Consider the following 13,576-nt stretch of genomic DNA (forward strand, 5'->3'; position numbering starts at 1 on the left):
GCTTTCCTATCAAGCGGTCTGCCGGACCGGTCTTCGGCGGTTCTGCGGCCGCTCCCGGCCCGGGGCCGCTCCCGGCCCAGGGCCGTTCCCGGCCCGCGGTGAGGAACGGCACCGGAGGCCCCGCCGGTAACGGCCGTTAACCTTCCCCCATGACTGTGAATCTCGAAGTCGCCGAAGGCGTCGGCACGATCCGCCTGGACCGTCCCCCGATGAACGCCCTGGACGTCGCCACCCAGGACCGGCTCCGTGAGCTCGCGGAAGAGGCGTCCGTACGGGAGGACGTCCGGGCCGTGGTGATCTACGGCGGGGAGAAGGTCTTCGCGGCGGGGGCCGACATCAAGGAGATGCAGGCCATGGACCACGCGGCCATGGTGTCGCGGTCCAAGGGGCTGCAGGACTCCTTCACGGCGGTCGCCCGCATCCCCAAGCCCGTCGTGGCCGCCGTGACCGGCTACGCGCTCGGCGGCGGCTGCGAACTGGCGCTCTGCGCGGACATCCGCATCGCGGGCGAGGGGGCGAAGCTGGGCCAGCCGGAGATCCTCCTCGGCCTGATCCCCGGTGCCGGCGGCACCCAGCGGCTCTCCCGCCTGGTGGGCCCCTCCAAGGCCAAGGACCTGATCTTCACGGGACGTCAGGTGAAGGTGCCCGAGGCACTGCAGATGGGACTCGTCGACCGGGTCGTACCGGACGAGGAGGTCTACGACCGGGCGAAGGAGTGGGCGGCGCGGCTGGCCGCGGGCCCGGCCATCGCGCTGCGTGCCGCGAAGGAGTCCGTCGACGTGGGCCTGGAGACCGACATCGACACGGGGCTGGCCGTCGAGCGGAACTGGTTCGCCGGCCTTTTCGCCACAGAGGACCGGGCGACGGGCATGCGCAGCTTCGTCGAGGAGGGCCCGGGGAAGGCCAAGTTCCGCTGACCGTCCCGGGGTTCGGGGCCGTGTCCGTCCGGCGGAGCCGCCGGGCCGGCCCGGCCCGGGCCGGCCGGAGCCTCCGGTGCCGTGCGGAGGGCATCCCGCGGGTGACTCGCCCGCGCCGGTGCCACGGTGCGCGCGGCTCCTCCCGCGCGCGCCCCACCTTGTGGGGGAATGGGCGAGAACTCGCCCCCGGCGCCGTAGGCGCACCCCGCACCGTCCGGCGTTTCCCCTCCTGCGGTGCGTCGTCCCTGGTCGCCGGGGCCTCGCGGCGCGGGACGGGTAGCGGGCCGCCAAGTGGGGACCGGTGCCGAGCAGTTGGTTCCGCCGCCGGGATCTGAGGTAACAGCCCCACGACTCCCCAGCTCCCGCCATGATGGTGGCCATGGCGGGACAGGGAGAAGTGGCGAGCGTGACCGAGCGAGTGCCAGAAGTCCCGGGTGAACCGGCGAGCGACGACTCGGCGAACAGCGTCCTCGAACTCGTCGGCGACCCCACGATCGCAGAGGTGCGGCTGCCGAACCGCCCCGAGTCCGCGCGCTGCGCACGCGAGATGGCCCGTACGGTGACCGAGTCGCACTGGGGCCTTCCCGGCGCGCTCGTGGACGACGCCGTCCTGCTGGTGTCGGAACTCGTCGGCAACGCCGTACGTCACACCGGGGCGCACGTCTTCGGGCTGCGCATGATGAGACGGCGCGACTGGATCCGCGTCGAGGTCCGCGATCCCTCCCGCGGCCTGCCCTGCCTCCTGCCCGTACACGGCCTCGACACCAGCGGGCGGGGGCTGTTCCTCGTCGACACCCTTTGCGGCAGGTGGGGTGTCGACCTGCTGCCCCGCGGCAAGACGACCTGGTTCGAGATGCGGATCACCGGTTCCTGACGTGGTGTCACCTTTGTGCGCGACCACCCGGTAGCACGCTCCGACAGTGCTACTGTGCGCCGCTGAACGGGAGTTATCGGCGCGCGGCGTGGAGGGGGGCAGCGCTGTGCCAGACAGAGATACGGGGACAGATGACCGTGCGGTACCGGTACGCGAGGTCGAAGCGGCCGTTCCTTTGCACGACGTTGCTGACTCTCGCCCTCCTCACGGGATGCGGCGGCGAGGCCGGCGGCGGCAGTGAGGGCGGGAAGTCCGCCGACGGGGCGGGCAACGCCTCGGGCGGCAAGGACGACTCGCCGGGGTCCGGGAAGGCGGGCCCCTCGCCGGACGCGGCCGACGGCAGCGACACGGACGCCTGCCGCGATGCGGAATGCGAGGTCGTGGTCAGGGCGGGAGACGTGCTGCGGCCCAAGACGTCGTACGGCGTCCAGGAGTTCACCGTCGAGCTGATCAACAAGGGAGTGGTCTCCTGGCGGACGGTGTTCACCACCGGGTCCGGTGCCATGCAGACCCGGGGTTCGTCCGTCTCCTCGACGAGCTGTACGGGCGGTGAGTGCAACGGCAGGCTCGGCAGGACGCAGGGCAGGCTCGAGACCGACAAGCTCATCATCGACTTCAACTCGATCGACGACGACAGCGCAGTGGCGAAGCTGACGGCGAAGAAGTAGCACCGGGGCCCGGCCGCCGGCGGCCCAGCCCCGCGGAGCGGGCCCCGTGGACTCGCGCACGACCAGGCGCAGTGCGGCCACATCGGAGACCCGCACCGCCCAGCAGGGCGAGCAGCCCGGCGGCGCCGGACCGGCCCCGTTGCTCGGCTTCCCGGCCCACCGTCGTCAGGCGCGGATGGACGATCTCCCCGGGCGGCAGGTCGTCGTAGCCGATCACGGACACGCGCGGCACCTCCGGCCCGAGCCGCCGGGCCGCGCTGACGCCGGCCACCGCCACGGTGCCGTTGCCGAAGACGATCGCCGTGGGGCGCTGGTCGGCCGGTTCGGTCAGGTTCCCCACGGCCTCCCCCCCCGTCCTGCCCGTCGAACCGGACGGCGCCGAGGTCGTCGCGCGGGACGCGCACGGGCGTCTGCACGAGGAGCCGCTGACGGCGGAGCCGCGGGTGACGGCCGGCACGCTGACCGGCCTGGACGGCCTCCCGCCGGGCACGCTGGAGCTGCCCCCCTACGGCGTCGTCGTCGCCGAACTGACAGCCTGAAGGGGCGCGGCCGCGGTCCGGCGGCCGCGGCCGCGAAGAGGAGAGGAGCAGCTCCACCATGAAGATCGAGTCCGCCGAGACCGTCGTCACCAGCCCGGGGCGCAACTTCGTCACCCTGCGTCTGGTCACCGCCGACGGCGTCACCGGTCTGGGCGACGCCACTCTCAACGGCCGTGAGCTCGCCGTCGCCTCCTACCTGCGCGACCACGTGGCGCCGCTGCTGATCGGACGGGACGCCCGCAACATCGAGGACACCTGGCAGTACCTCTACCGCGGCGCGTACTGGCGGCGGGGCCCCGTCACCATGGCCGCGATCGCCGCCGTCGACACGGCCCTGTGGGACATCAAGGCCAAGGCCGCCGGCATGCCGCTGTACCAGTTGCTCGGCGGCGCGAGCCGCCGCGGCGCGCTCGCCTACGGTCACGCGTCGGGGCGCGACGTCCCCGAACTCCTCGACTCCGTGCGGGCCCACCTGGCGGACGGCTACCGCGCCATCCGCGTGCAGACGGGCATCCCCGGACTCGACTCGGTCTACGGAGTGGCGTCCTCCGCCGCCGGTTCGGGCGAGCGTTACGACTACGAGCCCGCGCGCCGCGCGACCGGGGGGCCGGTGCTGCCGGTGGAGGAGACCTGGGACACCCGGGCGTACCTGCGCCACGTGCCGTCCGTGTTCGAAGCGGTACGCGAGGAGTTCGGGCCGGAGCTTCCGCTGCTGCACGACGGGCACCACCGGATGACGCCGATCCAGGCGGCGAAGCTGGGCAAGTCCCTCGAACCGTACGACCTGTTCTGGCTGGAGGACGCGACTCCGGGCGAGGACCAGGCGGCGCTGCGGCTGATCCGGCAGCACACCACGACGCCGCTGGCCATCGGCGAGGTCTTCAACTCGGTGCACGACTACACGACGCTGCTCGCCGAGCGGCTGATCGACTACGTGCGCTCCGCGGTCACCCACACCGGGGGCGTCACCGCCATGAAGAAGCTGCTGGACATGGCGGCCGTCCACGGCATCCGTTCCGGCATGCACGGCCCGACGGACATCTCCCCCGTGGGCATGGCGGCGCAGCTCCATCTCGACCTCGCCGTGCACAACTTCGGCATCCAGGAGTACATGCGCCACTCGCCGCACTCCCTGGAGGTCTTCCGCACCTCCTACACCTTCGAGGACGGCCTGCTGCACCCGTCGGACACCCCGGGTCTGGGGGTCGAACTCGACCTGGACGCGGCGGGCCGCTTCCCGTACGAGCCCGCGTACCTGCCCGTGAACCGGCTCGCGGACGGCACCGTGCACGACTGGTGACCGGCGGCGCCGGGCACCCCGCGTGGAGCGGGGAGGGTCAGCGCTTCCTGTACCCCGCGCCGACCTTCTCCGCTTCCCGCTGCCCCTTGCGGAGCGCGTCATCGACGGTCTGGTCGCCCGCGATCGCCGCGCTCAGCTCCTCGGAGACCTTGTCGCCGAGGGCCGTGAACTCGGGGACGCCGACGAACTGGATGCCCGGGGCGGGACGTTCCTGCACGCCCGGACTCCGCGGGTCCGCGTCGCCGATGGCCTCCTCGGTGACCTCGGCGAAGGCGTCTGCGGCCTTCCTGTACTGGGGCCGGTCGTACGTCGAACTCCGCTTGCCCGCCGGCACGTTGGCCCAGCCGAACTCGCGGCCGACGAGTGCCTCGTACTCCTTGCCGGAGGCCCAGGAGATGAACTTCCACGCGTCGCCGGGCTTCTCCGAGGACTTCTGGATGCCCCATGCCCAGGTGTAGAGCCACCCGGAGGAGCGGGTCTTCTCGACCGGAGCGGGCACGTACCCCATCTTGCCCTTGACGGGCGAGGTGCCGGCCTCGAGGGAACCGGCCCCGGCGGTCGCGTCGTACCACATGGCGGACTTGCCGCGCTTCATGTTGCGCAGGCAGTCGGCGTACCCGGTGCGGGACGGGTCCGGCTCGCCGGACTCGCGTACGAGACCGACGTAGAACTCCGCGGCCCTCCTGAACGCGGGGGACGTCAGACGCGCGTTCCAGCGCTTGTCGAACCAGGTCCCGCCGAAAGTGTTCACGACAGTGGTGAACGGGGCGGTCATCTCGCCCCAGCCGGGGAGCCCGCGCAGGCAGATCCCGGTCATGCCCTTCTCCGGCCGGTCGGCCTTCTCCGCCAGCTCGGCGACGTCCTTCCAGGTGGGCCGGGCGGGCATCTCCAGGCCGAGCTGCTCGAAGACGTCCTTGCGGTACATCAGGAAGGACGACTCGCCGTAGAACGGCTCCGCGTAGACCTTGCCGTCCCCGCCGCTGAGGGAGAGCTGCAGCGGCAGCAGGATGTCGGACTGGTCGAACGCGCGGTCCTCGGCTATGTACGGGTCGAGCGGTTTCAGCCAGCCTCGGTCGGCGTAGGTCTCCGTTTCGAAGTTGCTGACGGTGGCGACGTCGTAGCGGCCGGACTGCGCGGAGAAGTCGTCGTGAATGTGCTTGCGGACCTCGTTCTCGGGCAGGGGCGTGAAGTCGACCTCGATGCCGGTCCTCTTCGTGAAGTAGCGGGCCGTGAGCTTCTCCAGCTCCTGCATCTGCGGGTTGTCGACCATCAGCACCCGGACGACACGCTCGTCCGGGGGGCCTTCGTCCAGGCCGCACGCCGTGAGCATGGCCGCGAGTGCGACGGCCGCCGCCGCGCCGCGTGCCGCTCTTCCTGCGAGTAAGGACATTCCCACTGCTCTCCTCGTCGTGATCGTTCCGCGGTCCCGCGAGGGCGTCCGACGGCTGCCCCGGTGGGGAGCCGTGCCGCCCGGAGAGTTCTACATGCCCGAACGGGGTGTGATCCGGCCCGGAGCGACGGCGATCGCGCCTGCTTCCGCCTGCTCCGGAGGGCATCGTTCCCCCTCCGGGCTGCGGAGGACCCCCGGAGGGCGCGCCACGGCCGACCGCCACCGCCGCCGGGGACGCCCGCGTGCGGTCCGGTGCGCGGTCCGCGGCGCGGGAGCCGCGGCCGACCGGGAAGGGACGGTCGTGCCGTTCTGCGACCGGACGTGGAGGGCGCCCCGGGGAGGGGGCACCCGTAGCGCGCGGTGACGTGTGCTGACAGCCGCACCGGTGCCGTCCGGGCGCTCAGCCGGCCGACGGTGTCCGGGGACCGACCGAACGCCCGGGCACCGCCGGCCGGCGGGGGAGCGGTGCGAGACCCACCGGGGAGCGGCCGCCGGAGGCGGCGCCGAGGAGGGGAGCCGCCTTGCGCGCACGCCTTCCGTGGTAGACGAGCGCGGGCGGCAGATTGCCCCACACGGTGCGGCCCGCGACGACTTCCTCGAACGCCTCGTGGAGCATGCGCCGGAAGCGGAGCGCCGGCGCGAGGCGCCTCGCGTGCAGGTACCCGAACGTGGTGAAGGCGCCCTCGGGCGCCAGCACCCGGCTGATGGCCGAGAGGGTCTCCGACTGCACTGTGCGGGGGAACGAGGCCCAGGGCAGTCCGCTGACGACGACATCGGCCCTTTCGTGGCCCTGCTCGGCGAGCAGCTGCGGCAGCTGTGCGGCCTGGGCGTTGAGCACCTCGACACCCGGGAAGCGGTCGCTGAGCCTGCCCGCCAGCTGCGGGTTGATCTCTATCGCGAGATGGCGTCCGCGTCCGCGCAGCTGCTCCTGGATGGTGCCGGTGAACGCGCCCGTGCCGGGACCGAGTTCCACCACCACGGGGTCCCCGCGTTCCGGAACGGGGGCCGTCACGGCTTCGGCGAGTCTGCGGGAGCTGGGGGCCACTGCGCCGGTGTCGATGGGCGACCGCAGGAACTCGCGGAGCATGGTGCCGGTCTCGCTCGTCAAACTCATGGCCTCTCGGGATCGGTCGTCGGTGCGTTCCGAAAGTCTCGCTGCGCGCACGGATCCCTGGAGACGCGGCCGGCTCGCGCGCAGCTCGAAGCGGTGGCGGTACGACGGCGCCGAGCGGCCCAGTGCGCTTGCGGCCCCACCGTACCTACGGCCCCAGGGGCCACGAAGACGGGTCGCGGTACGGAGACGAGACCCACACAGCAGCTCCTCCGGTCCCACCGGCCACTCCCGTCCCGGCGCGCGGCCGCGTTCCGCTTCTCCCGCTCATGGCCCGCTGCCGCCGGTGGGACGCCCCGGTTCGCCCCGGTCAGGAGGGCCGCCCCCCGAACTGCCAGCTGTGCACGCCGGCCTCCGCGTAGGCGTCCGCAGTGAGGACGGCGGGCGCCGCCGCCGGATCCGGCGCCCCGACCAGTGCGGCGGTGCCCACCCAGGTGCCTCCGTCGTCGGACAGCAGCGGCCCGTACGCGATCAGCTCGTCCCGGCCGGGCGGAACGGCGGTGCCGGCGGCCTCGCCCGCGCCGAGGCCGAGCACCGGACAGCGGTTCCCGCCGCTCCGCCCGCCGGGGAAGCCCCCATCGTGCGACCCAGCAGCTTGCGCCACCGGCGCAGCAGCAAGAACTCCATGCCCGGGAGTCTTCCGGGGCGGTGGTACGGCGTACAGCGGACATCGGCGGGCCCGGCCCGCACGGCCGCCAGGGGGCGAGGCGCCGGTCAGCGCCCGTACGGCCCGCCCTCGCGCGCCCCCGGCTCAGCGAGCGCGGTCACTGCGCGGAGGTCCGCTGCCGCTCCACGGCGACCAGGGCGGCGTCGTCCCCGAGCCGCCCGCCGGTGTGGGCGAGCAGGTCGCGCTTCAGGTGGTGCAGCAGCGCCTCCACGTGGCAGTCCGTCCAGCTCTCCATGCGTGCGGCCAGCGGATAGAAGACCCCCTCCGGGTCGCGGGCCTCCGTGACGCCGTCCGTGTACAGCAGCAGCCTGTCTCCGGCGCCGAGGGTGAACTCCTCCACGTGGAAGTGCGCGGCGGACAGTTCGCCGAGGCCCATGGGAGGCGCGGGGCGGGGGGCCTCGACGGTGGACACGCGGCCGTCGCGCACGAGGATGGGCGGAGGGTGACCGCAGTCGACCATGCGGACCGTGTCGTCCTCGTCAGGGATTTCGACGATCGCGGCCGTGATGAAGCTTTCGCCGGGCTCGTCGCTCTCGGCGCCGTCGGCGAGGCTCCACGTGACGCTGCTGTTCAGATGCGCCGCCAGCGCGTCGAGGGGCGCCTGGCGGTGCCCGGCGAGGTGGAACGCGTCGAGCAGCAGCGCGGCCTCACCGGCGAGGGGCATGCCCTTGCCGCGGGCGTCGCCGATGAGCAGGCGGGTACTGGAGTCGGTGCGCTCGACGGCGTACACGTCGCCGCCGATACGGGCCTCGGCCTCCGCGCCGAGGTACAGGGAGGCGACCCTGAGGGGGCCGATCCTCTTGGGCAGCGGTCTGAGGATGAGGCGCTGGGCCGTCTCGGAGACGTGGCGGACCTGCCGCAGCTCCCGGTTCCGCCGCTCGCGCAGCAGGCAGAACAGCACGAGGCTGGCGCCCACCACGACCAGCGCGACGATCTGCGCCTGGTGGTTGGCCGAGAAGAGCTGGCGATCGTCGCGGAGCACCGCGATGACCGCCTGTGCCGCCACCGCGAGCACGGCGACGAAGGCGGTGAGGCGGGCGCCGCCGAAGGCCGGCGTGATCGCGGGCGCTGCGACCAGCAGGGGGCCCAGATGGATGTGGGGAGGCGCGAGGACGTCGACCACCACGATCGTGATCAGCAGCGCGACCGGGAGGAGCACCGCCGCCCGCGGGGACCGCCGAAGATCAACGAACCGTAGCGCCATACCTCTTCTGTACACCGCCGGTGAGGGCCGCGCACCGGGAGGACGGGGCGAGCCCGGACGGGGCCCGCGCGGCGGGAGCCTGGCCCGCGGACGCCCGCCTGCGGCGCCGGGCGTCGGGTCCTCCCGCCTGCGGCAGGTGACCGCCACCTACGGGGACAGCTCGCTGTTCTCCGTCCCTGCCGGCCGGCCGGACCGCGCTCCGTGTCCGACGTCCGCGGCCCGTACGACGTCCGCGGCCCGTACGACGTCCGCCGCGCCTCCGACGTCCGCCGCGCCTCCGGCGTGCGCGAGCGTTTGCGTCCTGCGCAGGCGGGGCGCGCGTCCCGGGTCTCCCCGACGGGGGGCGGGGCCCCGGGCACGCGCGCCCCTCTTCCCGAGGAGCGCCGGTCAACCCGCCCGTACGTGGCTGGGGACCGGGTCCATCGGGGTATAGGGGGAGATGAACATCATCTCCGGCTCCTCGCTCATGTCGTAGCCGGTGGAGCGGGCGAAGGCGAACTGGAAACCCTTCGCCCGCGTACCCTCCGCGGACTCGCGGATCTCGCGGCGCAGGTAGTTCACGAGCGTGCGGTACGAGGGAAGCTTCGTCACGACCGGAAAGCCCTCCGGCAGGTTGCGGAGGATCTCGTCGCCCACGTCGAAGATCGCCTTGCCGAGCCTGCGGTCGGGGAACCAGATCGCGTGCTGCACCGTGCGGTCGGGCGTCAGCGACAGCTGCGTCCAGTCCGACGTCTCGTCGTCGGCCGAGAGGGTCCGGTAGAGCAGGTGGGAGTCGTGTATCGCCGGATGCGGGGCGAAGAACCGCCAATTGGGGACGACGCTCAGCGGGTCCCTCGTCCGGATGCGGTTGAAGAGCTGATGCGGGTGCTGAGCGGCGACCGTGGTGGCGATCAGGGCGGCGCCGGCGAGGCGCCATCCCGCGCCCGGGCCACGCACCGCGTCCCGCAGCGTGGCGGCGAGGCTCATTTCGAGGCCCTTTCCTGCTCGTCCTGTTCCTGCCCGTCCTGTTCCTGCTCGCTGGCGGATCCGGCGGATCCGGCGGACGTGCCGCTCCCGGCGGCGAACGCGGCGATGGCGCTCGCGGCGCGGATCGCGTACTCCGCCGAGGACAGCAGCCCGTCATGCGTGGCGCCCTCGATGACGACCGAAGACGCCCCGCCCTGATGGGACTTGGCCAACTCGTCGTGCATGAGCAGCTGTTCGGCATCCCGGTCGACCGTCGCCTGGGCGGAGACGACCAGGCCCCGGCCCGGTGCCGGCGGAAGGCCGCCGCTGAACTCGCTGAACTCCGCCTCCACCGCGTTCCATTCACGCGCCGCCGCCGACCACAGCCTGCTGTCGCAGTACTGGGCGAAGGCGCGCTCCCTGGTGTGCACGGGCAGATCGTCGACCCAATCGGGACGGCTGAGCAGCGCGCCGCTGCCCGAGCGGAGGTACCACGTCATCTGCGTGAAGAGCTCCCTGAGCCGCGGCGAGCTCTCGGACTGCTGCGGGGAGCGGTTGAGCTCGTCGGGGTGGGAGGAGTCGAGGTACACCACGCCCTCCAGCCGGTCTCCCAGCAGCGGCGCGGCGCGCCGCGCGATCTCGCCGCCGAGCGAGTGCCCGGCCAGGATCACCTTGCGCCCCGCGCCGACCGTGGCACCGACCAGGTCGACCAGGTCCTCCACCGATTCCTGGATGCGGTAGGCGCCCGCGGCCTCGCGGACGGAGCCCGCGTAGCCGGCGCGGGCGTAGGAGACGAGCCCCAGCCCGGTGCCCGATCCGAGGTGGCCGGTCATCCAGGAGAAGTGCTCGGGTGTGGCTGCCAGGCCGGTCTCGAAGACCACGACCGGCTTGCCCGCGTCGCCCTGTGCGTGTACGCGGTACTGCAGCCGGTTGCCCGAACTCGCCGTGTGCGTACGGCAGTCCGGCGGACCCTCGAGGACGCGGGACCGCCGCTGCACCGCCGTGACCACGGCCTTGCCGGCCGCCGCGGCCAGAGCGGCGGCGACGACGGGCAGCATGCGGTCGTCCCGCTTCGCGCCGGAGGGGTGCGTCCTGGGCACGGCCGTGTAGGCGACGAGGGGGTGCATGGAGGGGAAGGCGGTGAGGAACCGCCCGAGCCCCATCAGGTAGGCGTTCGCCCCGTGGAAGAGCACGGCCGACCCGAGCACGGGGCGGGCGAGGCGTCCCCCGAAGGCGTACAGCACGGGGAAGCCGCATTCGAGGGCGAGCACGGAGTGGGTCAGGTACTTCGCCGCCGTCGGGTGCTTCTGGGTCCAGGACCACATGCCGCGGTGGCCGTACGTGCGCGTCCGCATCACGCCGGGCAGGGCGGAGCCGTCGCGCCACGACTTGCCGAAGAGCTTCACCCAGCCCGAGACGGCGTAGGAGAGGTTGGACTGCACCGCGACGTACCAGATCAGGGCGTCCTTGGCCTCTTCCGACCTGACGAGCCGGGCGGCGCCGGTGGCGCCCTGCACCGTGAGGGAGACCTGGTCGGTTCCGTCGGTCCCGTACAGGTGGCGGGGGTAGGAGAGCATCCCCGTCGCCGAGAGGTAGAGGTTCGCGGCGCCGCGCCACCTCTGGTTCCCGGGCATCAGGAGGGCCGCGGCCACCGCTGCCCTGCTCGCGTGGACGGCGGTGGTGACACGGCGGTCGGAGACGCCGTCGAGAACCTTGCGCAGGAGGGGACTGCGTCCGCGCTGGGCGTCGCGGAGGATCTCCCAGTCGTTCATGCCGCCCGCGTCGGTCTGCTTCCTCTGCGTCAGGTATTCGAGGGAGGAGTTCAGCGTGGTGAGCGCGCCCAGGCGTTCGGAGATGCCGATGGCGCGGTCGCGTGACAGGCTCGGGGGCTTCAGCACGGTGCGGGCGAGCCGGCGCAGAGGCCCTGTGTTCCTTCGCATGTTCGTATCCCCCTCGTGGTGTCGGAAGCTCGGTGACGTGACGGAGCCGGCCGTGGCCGAGTACGGCGGACGCGGCATCCCGTCGACCGCCGTCACGGAAGGCGGCTCGGGCGGGACGTGTGTGTGCGGGCGCCGAACGCAGCGCCGCGGGCGCGGAGTCGACCCGTCGGCGGTGCGTCTCCGGGGCGCACCCGCCGTGAAGTGCGGCGTATCCTCTACGGAAAGGGCCTGTGTGCACTTCGACTGCACACAGGCCCCTCCCGAACGTCAGGCTGCTGCCGGGCCCGTGGGAAGCTCGGGCCACGCGGCGTCAGTTCAGCCGACGGCCTTGGTGACGGCGACGCCGGTCGCGAAGGCGACGGTGGCGGCGGCGACCGGGGTCGCCAGGACGGGGCCCTGGGGCACGACGACCTGGCCCTTGTCCGACTCCGACAGCTTCGGCTCGGCCTTCACGATGATCTCGCGCATAGTGATCGCTCCTTGTGTGAGAGAGACTTCCTTCTTCACCCCGGCCCCCGTGATGTCACGTGAACGAGAGGGATCCCGGCCCCGGCTACCTCTACCACCGGTAACGAGTGACGCCGGTCACGGAGGGGATGAAAGCAGCACCGAACCGGGGTGCGTATGACGCGGATCACAGCACGAACGGACAGGCCTGTTCCGCTTGTCTGACGTCGGTCACGGGCCGCGCATGACAGGTGTCAGGGCGTGCCATGAGTCAACTCATGCCTTGAGCATGGGATTTGAGGTTGTGGAGACGGGGCCGGAGCGCTTCGCGGAGCGGAATGTGACCGACGCCACACCATCGGGCGTGCCTCCCGTGTCCATATGCGGAGGAGCTTTCTCCGCTTAACTGGCATCTGTCATGGGGCGGTTGTGACATTCGGCAAGGTGTTTGATGAACCTCCTCACGCTCCAGATCCGGGCGGCTGACGAGAATTGACGCGTGAGAACCACCGAGACTGAGCACGCGTCACAAGCCCGCGCCCCGGAGCGCCGCGGCGCCACGCGAAGGGCGTCAGGTGGTCCCCCGGGCGTCCGAGGCGCTGCCGGGCCTCCCGCTGGCGGCGTCCTCCCACGGGCACACGGCGGCGAGATGCACGGGCAGGCGCTCCTCGCTGCGGGAACGCCGTAGCGCCGCTCACCCGCACTCTCTCCCCCGCAACTTCGCGGCGCGTTCCGGGGATGGACGCGCCCGCGGGGAGCCCGGCGTCGGCCGGGCTGTGCGTTCCGCCCCCACCGGCCAGGGGACGGTACGACCGCGGGGCTGGACCGCGTGGCGGCGACACCGGACGACCGCACTGCCGGCCGGCCGTGCCGCCGACCACGTATCGAGCCCTCCCATCGCAACGCACCCGCTCCCACTCCGGGAAGGACTGAGCCGTGGCAATACGCGTCCTACTGGCCGATGACGAGAAGCTGATCCTCGGGGCCCTCTCGGCCCTGCTCTCCCTCGAGAACGACATCGAAGTGGTGGCCGAGGCCGACAACGGCACGACGGCGCTGGAACTCGCCGGCACCCGCAGTCCGGACGTCTGCGTCCTGGACCTGCACATGCCCGGCAAGGACGGCATCACCGTCACCCGCGACCTGCAGAGTGCCGTGCCCGCCCCCCGCTGCATGGTGCTCACGTCACACGCGGCACCCGGATACCTCAAGTCCGCGCTGAAGGCGGGAGCGAGGGGCTTCGTCCCCAAGACGACCTCCGCGCAGCGGCTGGCGGACATCATCAGGGACGTCCACCGGGGCTCCCAGTACGTCGACCCGGACATGGCCGCGGACGCGCTCTCCTCGGGGGACTCGCCGCTCACGCGGCGCGAGGCGGACATCCTCACCCTGGCCGCGGACGGGGCTCCGATCGGGGAGATCGCCCAGCGGGCCGCTCTGCGCCCGGGGACCGTACGCAACTACCTCTCGGACATCATGGGGAAGCTGGAGGTCGCCAACAGGCACGAAGCCGTGCACGCCGCGCGCCGCTTCGGCTGGATCTGAGCTCCGCCGCCGCTCCGTCCCGTCGGGCC

General features: G+C 72.5%; 13 protein-coding genes and 1 pseudogene. 6 read left to right on the top strand and 8 right to left on the bottom strand.

All coding sequences use genetic code 11. The features are described from left to right. The first annotated feature begins 149 nt into the window (after positions 1 to 149). The 3 genes from H181DRAFT_RS14485 to H181DRAFT_RS14495 all read left to right on the top strand — a co-directional run bounded on the left by H181DRAFT_RS14485 (position 150) and on the right by H181DRAFT_RS14495 (position 2,459). On the top strand, positions 150 to 917 hold the full coding sequence (locus H181DRAFT_RS14485) for an enoyl-CoA hydratase/isomerase family protein (protein WP_045864870.1): 768 nt from the start codon (positions 150 to 152) through the stop codon (positions 915 to 917). A gap of 379 nt (positions 918 to 1,296) precedes the next feature. Next, positions 1,297 to 1,791, top strand: coding sequence for an ATP-binding protein (locus tag H181DRAFT_RS14490; RefSeq protein WP_045865100.1), 495 nt, complete (start codon positions 1,297 to 1,299; stop codon positions 1,789 to 1,791). 131 nt (positions 1,792 to 1,922) lie between these two features. Next, on the top strand, positions 1,923 to 2,459 hold the full coding sequence (locus H181DRAFT_RS14495; protein ID WP_052708588.1) for a hypothetical protein: 537 nt from the start codon (positions 1,923 to 1,925) through the stop codon (positions 2,457 to 2,459). Here H181DRAFT_RS14495 and H181DRAFT_RS29935 read toward each other — a convergent pair. Next, positions 2,407 to 2,799 (bottom strand): substrate-binding domain-containing protein, encoded by a 393-nt coding sequence (locus H181DRAFT_RS29935; RefSeq protein ID WP_074467863.1) that lies wholly within the window; start codon positions 2,797 to 2,799, stop codon positions 2,407 to 2,409. The genes H181DRAFT_RS14495 and H181DRAFT_RS29935 overlap by 53 nt on opposite strands. On the opposite strand from H181DRAFT_RS29935, the gene H181DRAFT_RS29940 reads away from it, so the two are divergent. Next, on the top strand, positions 2,744 to 2,998 hold the full coding sequence (locus H181DRAFT_RS29940; protein ID WP_045864871.1) for a hypothetical protein: 255 nt from the start codon (positions 2,744 to 2,746) through the stop codon (positions 2,996 to 2,998). The genes H181DRAFT_RS29935 and H181DRAFT_RS29940 overlap by 56 nt on opposite strands. Before the next feature lie 58 nt (positions 2,999 to 3,056). Beyond that, positions 3,057 to 4,298: a D-mannonate dehydratase ManD gene (manD, locus tag H181DRAFT_RS14510; protein WP_045864872.1), complete on the top strand. Its 1,242-nt coding sequence runs from the start codon at positions 3,057 to 3,059 to the stop codon at positions 4,296 to 4,298. Positions 4,299 to 4,335: 37 nt separating this feature from the next. Here the strand turns inward: manD and H181DRAFT_RS14515 are convergent, their stop codons facing one another. The 7 genes and pseudogenes from H181DRAFT_RS14515 to H181DRAFT_RS29450 form a co-directional block, all read right to left on the bottom strand. Continuing rightward, the gene (locus tag H181DRAFT_RS14515; RefSeq protein WP_254666857.1) at positions 4,336 to 5,628 is read right to left on the bottom strand and encodes an ABC transporter substrate-binding protein; all 1,293 of its coding nucleotides are present in this window, start codon (positions 5,626 to 5,628) and stop codon (positions 4,336 to 4,338) included. A 460-nt stretch (positions 5,629 to 6,088) separates the two neighbouring features. Further along, complete coding sequence (locus H181DRAFT_RS14520) at positions 6,089 to 6,802, bottom strand: class I SAM-dependent methyltransferase (protein WP_254666843.1); 714 nt, start codon at positions 6,800 to 6,802, stop codon at positions 6,089 to 6,091. 307 nt (positions 6,803 to 7,109) lie between these two features. Then, positions 7,110 to 7,417, bottom strand: a pseudogene (locus H181DRAFT_RS14525) (hypothetical protein); the annotation flags it as partial. A gap of 146 nt (positions 7,418 to 7,563) precedes the next feature. Next, on the bottom strand, positions 7,564 to 8,670 hold the full coding sequence (locus H181DRAFT_RS14530) for a PP2C family protein-serine/threonine phosphatase (protein ID WP_045864874.1): 1,107 nt from the start codon (positions 8,668 to 8,670) through the stop codon (positions 7,564 to 7,566). 387 nt (positions 8,671 to 9,057) lie between these two features. After that, entirely contained in the window at positions 9,058 to 9,636 is a 579-nt protein-coding gene (locus H181DRAFT_RS14535) for a hypothetical protein (RefSeq protein WP_045864875.1), read from the bottom strand. Next, entirely contained in the window at positions 9,633 to 11,555 is a 1,923-nt protein-coding gene (locus H181DRAFT_RS14540; protein ID WP_045865103.1) for an alpha/beta fold hydrolase, read from the bottom strand. Before H181DRAFT_RS14540 ends, H181DRAFT_RS14535 begins: the two co-directional genes overlap by 4 nt. A 315-nt stretch (positions 11,556 to 11,870) precedes the next feature. Further along, the gene (locus tag H181DRAFT_RS29450) at positions 11,871 to 12,023 is read right to left on the bottom strand and encodes a hypothetical protein (protein ID WP_158715439.1); all 153 of its coding nucleotides are present in this window, start codon (positions 12,021 to 12,023) and stop codon (positions 11,871 to 11,873) included. 915 nt (positions 12,024 to 12,938) lie between these two features. Between H181DRAFT_RS29450 and H181DRAFT_RS14545 the strand changes: the two genes are divergently transcribed. Beyond that, entirely contained in the window at positions 12,939 to 13,547 is a 609-nt protein-coding gene (locus tag H181DRAFT_RS14545; protein WP_045864876.1) for a response regulator transcription factor, read from the top strand. Positions 13,548 to 13,576: the final 29 nt, after the last annotated feature.

The organism is Streptomyces sp. WMMB 714, from assembly GCF_900090125.1.
Lineage (GTDB): Bacteria > Actinomycetota > Actinomycetes > Streptomycetales > Streptomycetaceae > Streptomyces > Streptomyces daqingensis.

What these genes read in the sequence shown, in the direction of transcription:
- H181DRAFT_RS14515 (WP_254666857.1), bottom strand. Translation starts at nt 5,628, where the DNA reads ATGCTCACGGCGTGCGGCCTGGACGAAGGCCCCCCGGACGAGCGTGTC.
- H181DRAFT_RS14535 (WP_045864875.1), bottom strand. Translation starts at nt 9,636, where the DNA reads ATGAGCCTCGCCGCCACGCTGCGGGACGCGGTGCGTGGCCCGGGCGCG.
- manD (WP_045864872.1), top strand. Translation starts at nt 3,057, where the DNA reads ATGAAGATCGAGTCCGCCGAGACCGTCGTCACCAGCCCGGGGCGCAAC.
- H181DRAFT_RS14495 (WP_052708588.1), top strand. Translation starts at nt 1,923, where the DNA reads ATGACCGTGCGGTACCGGTACGCGAGGTCGAAGCGGCCGTTCCTTTGC.
- H181DRAFT_RS14485 (WP_045864870.1), top strand. Translation starts at nt 150, where the DNA reads ATGACTGTGAATCTCGAAGTCGCCGAAGGCGTCGGCACGATCCGCCTG.
- H181DRAFT_RS29450 (WP_158715439.1), bottom strand. Translation starts at nt 12,023, where the DNA reads ATGCGCGAGATCATCGTGAAGGCCGAGCCGAAGCTGTCGGAGTCGGAC.
- H181DRAFT_RS14540 (WP_045865103.1), bottom strand. Translation starts at nt 11,555, where the DNA reads ATGCGAAGGAACACAGGGCCTCTGCGCCGGCTCGCCCGCACCGTGCTG.
- H181DRAFT_RS14520 (WP_254666843.1), bottom strand. Translation starts at nt 6,802, where the DNA reads ATGAGTTTGACGAGCGAGACCGGCACCATGCTCCGCGAGTTCCTGCGG.
- H181DRAFT_RS14530 (WP_045864874.1), bottom strand. Translation starts at nt 8,670, where the DNA reads ATGGCGCTACGGTTCGTTGATCTTCGGCGGTCCCCGCGGGCGGCGGTG.
- H181DRAFT_RS14490 (WP_045865100.1), top strand. Translation starts at nt 1,297, where the DNA reads ATGGCGGGACAGGGAGAAGTGGCGAGCGTGACCGAGCGAGTGCCAGAA.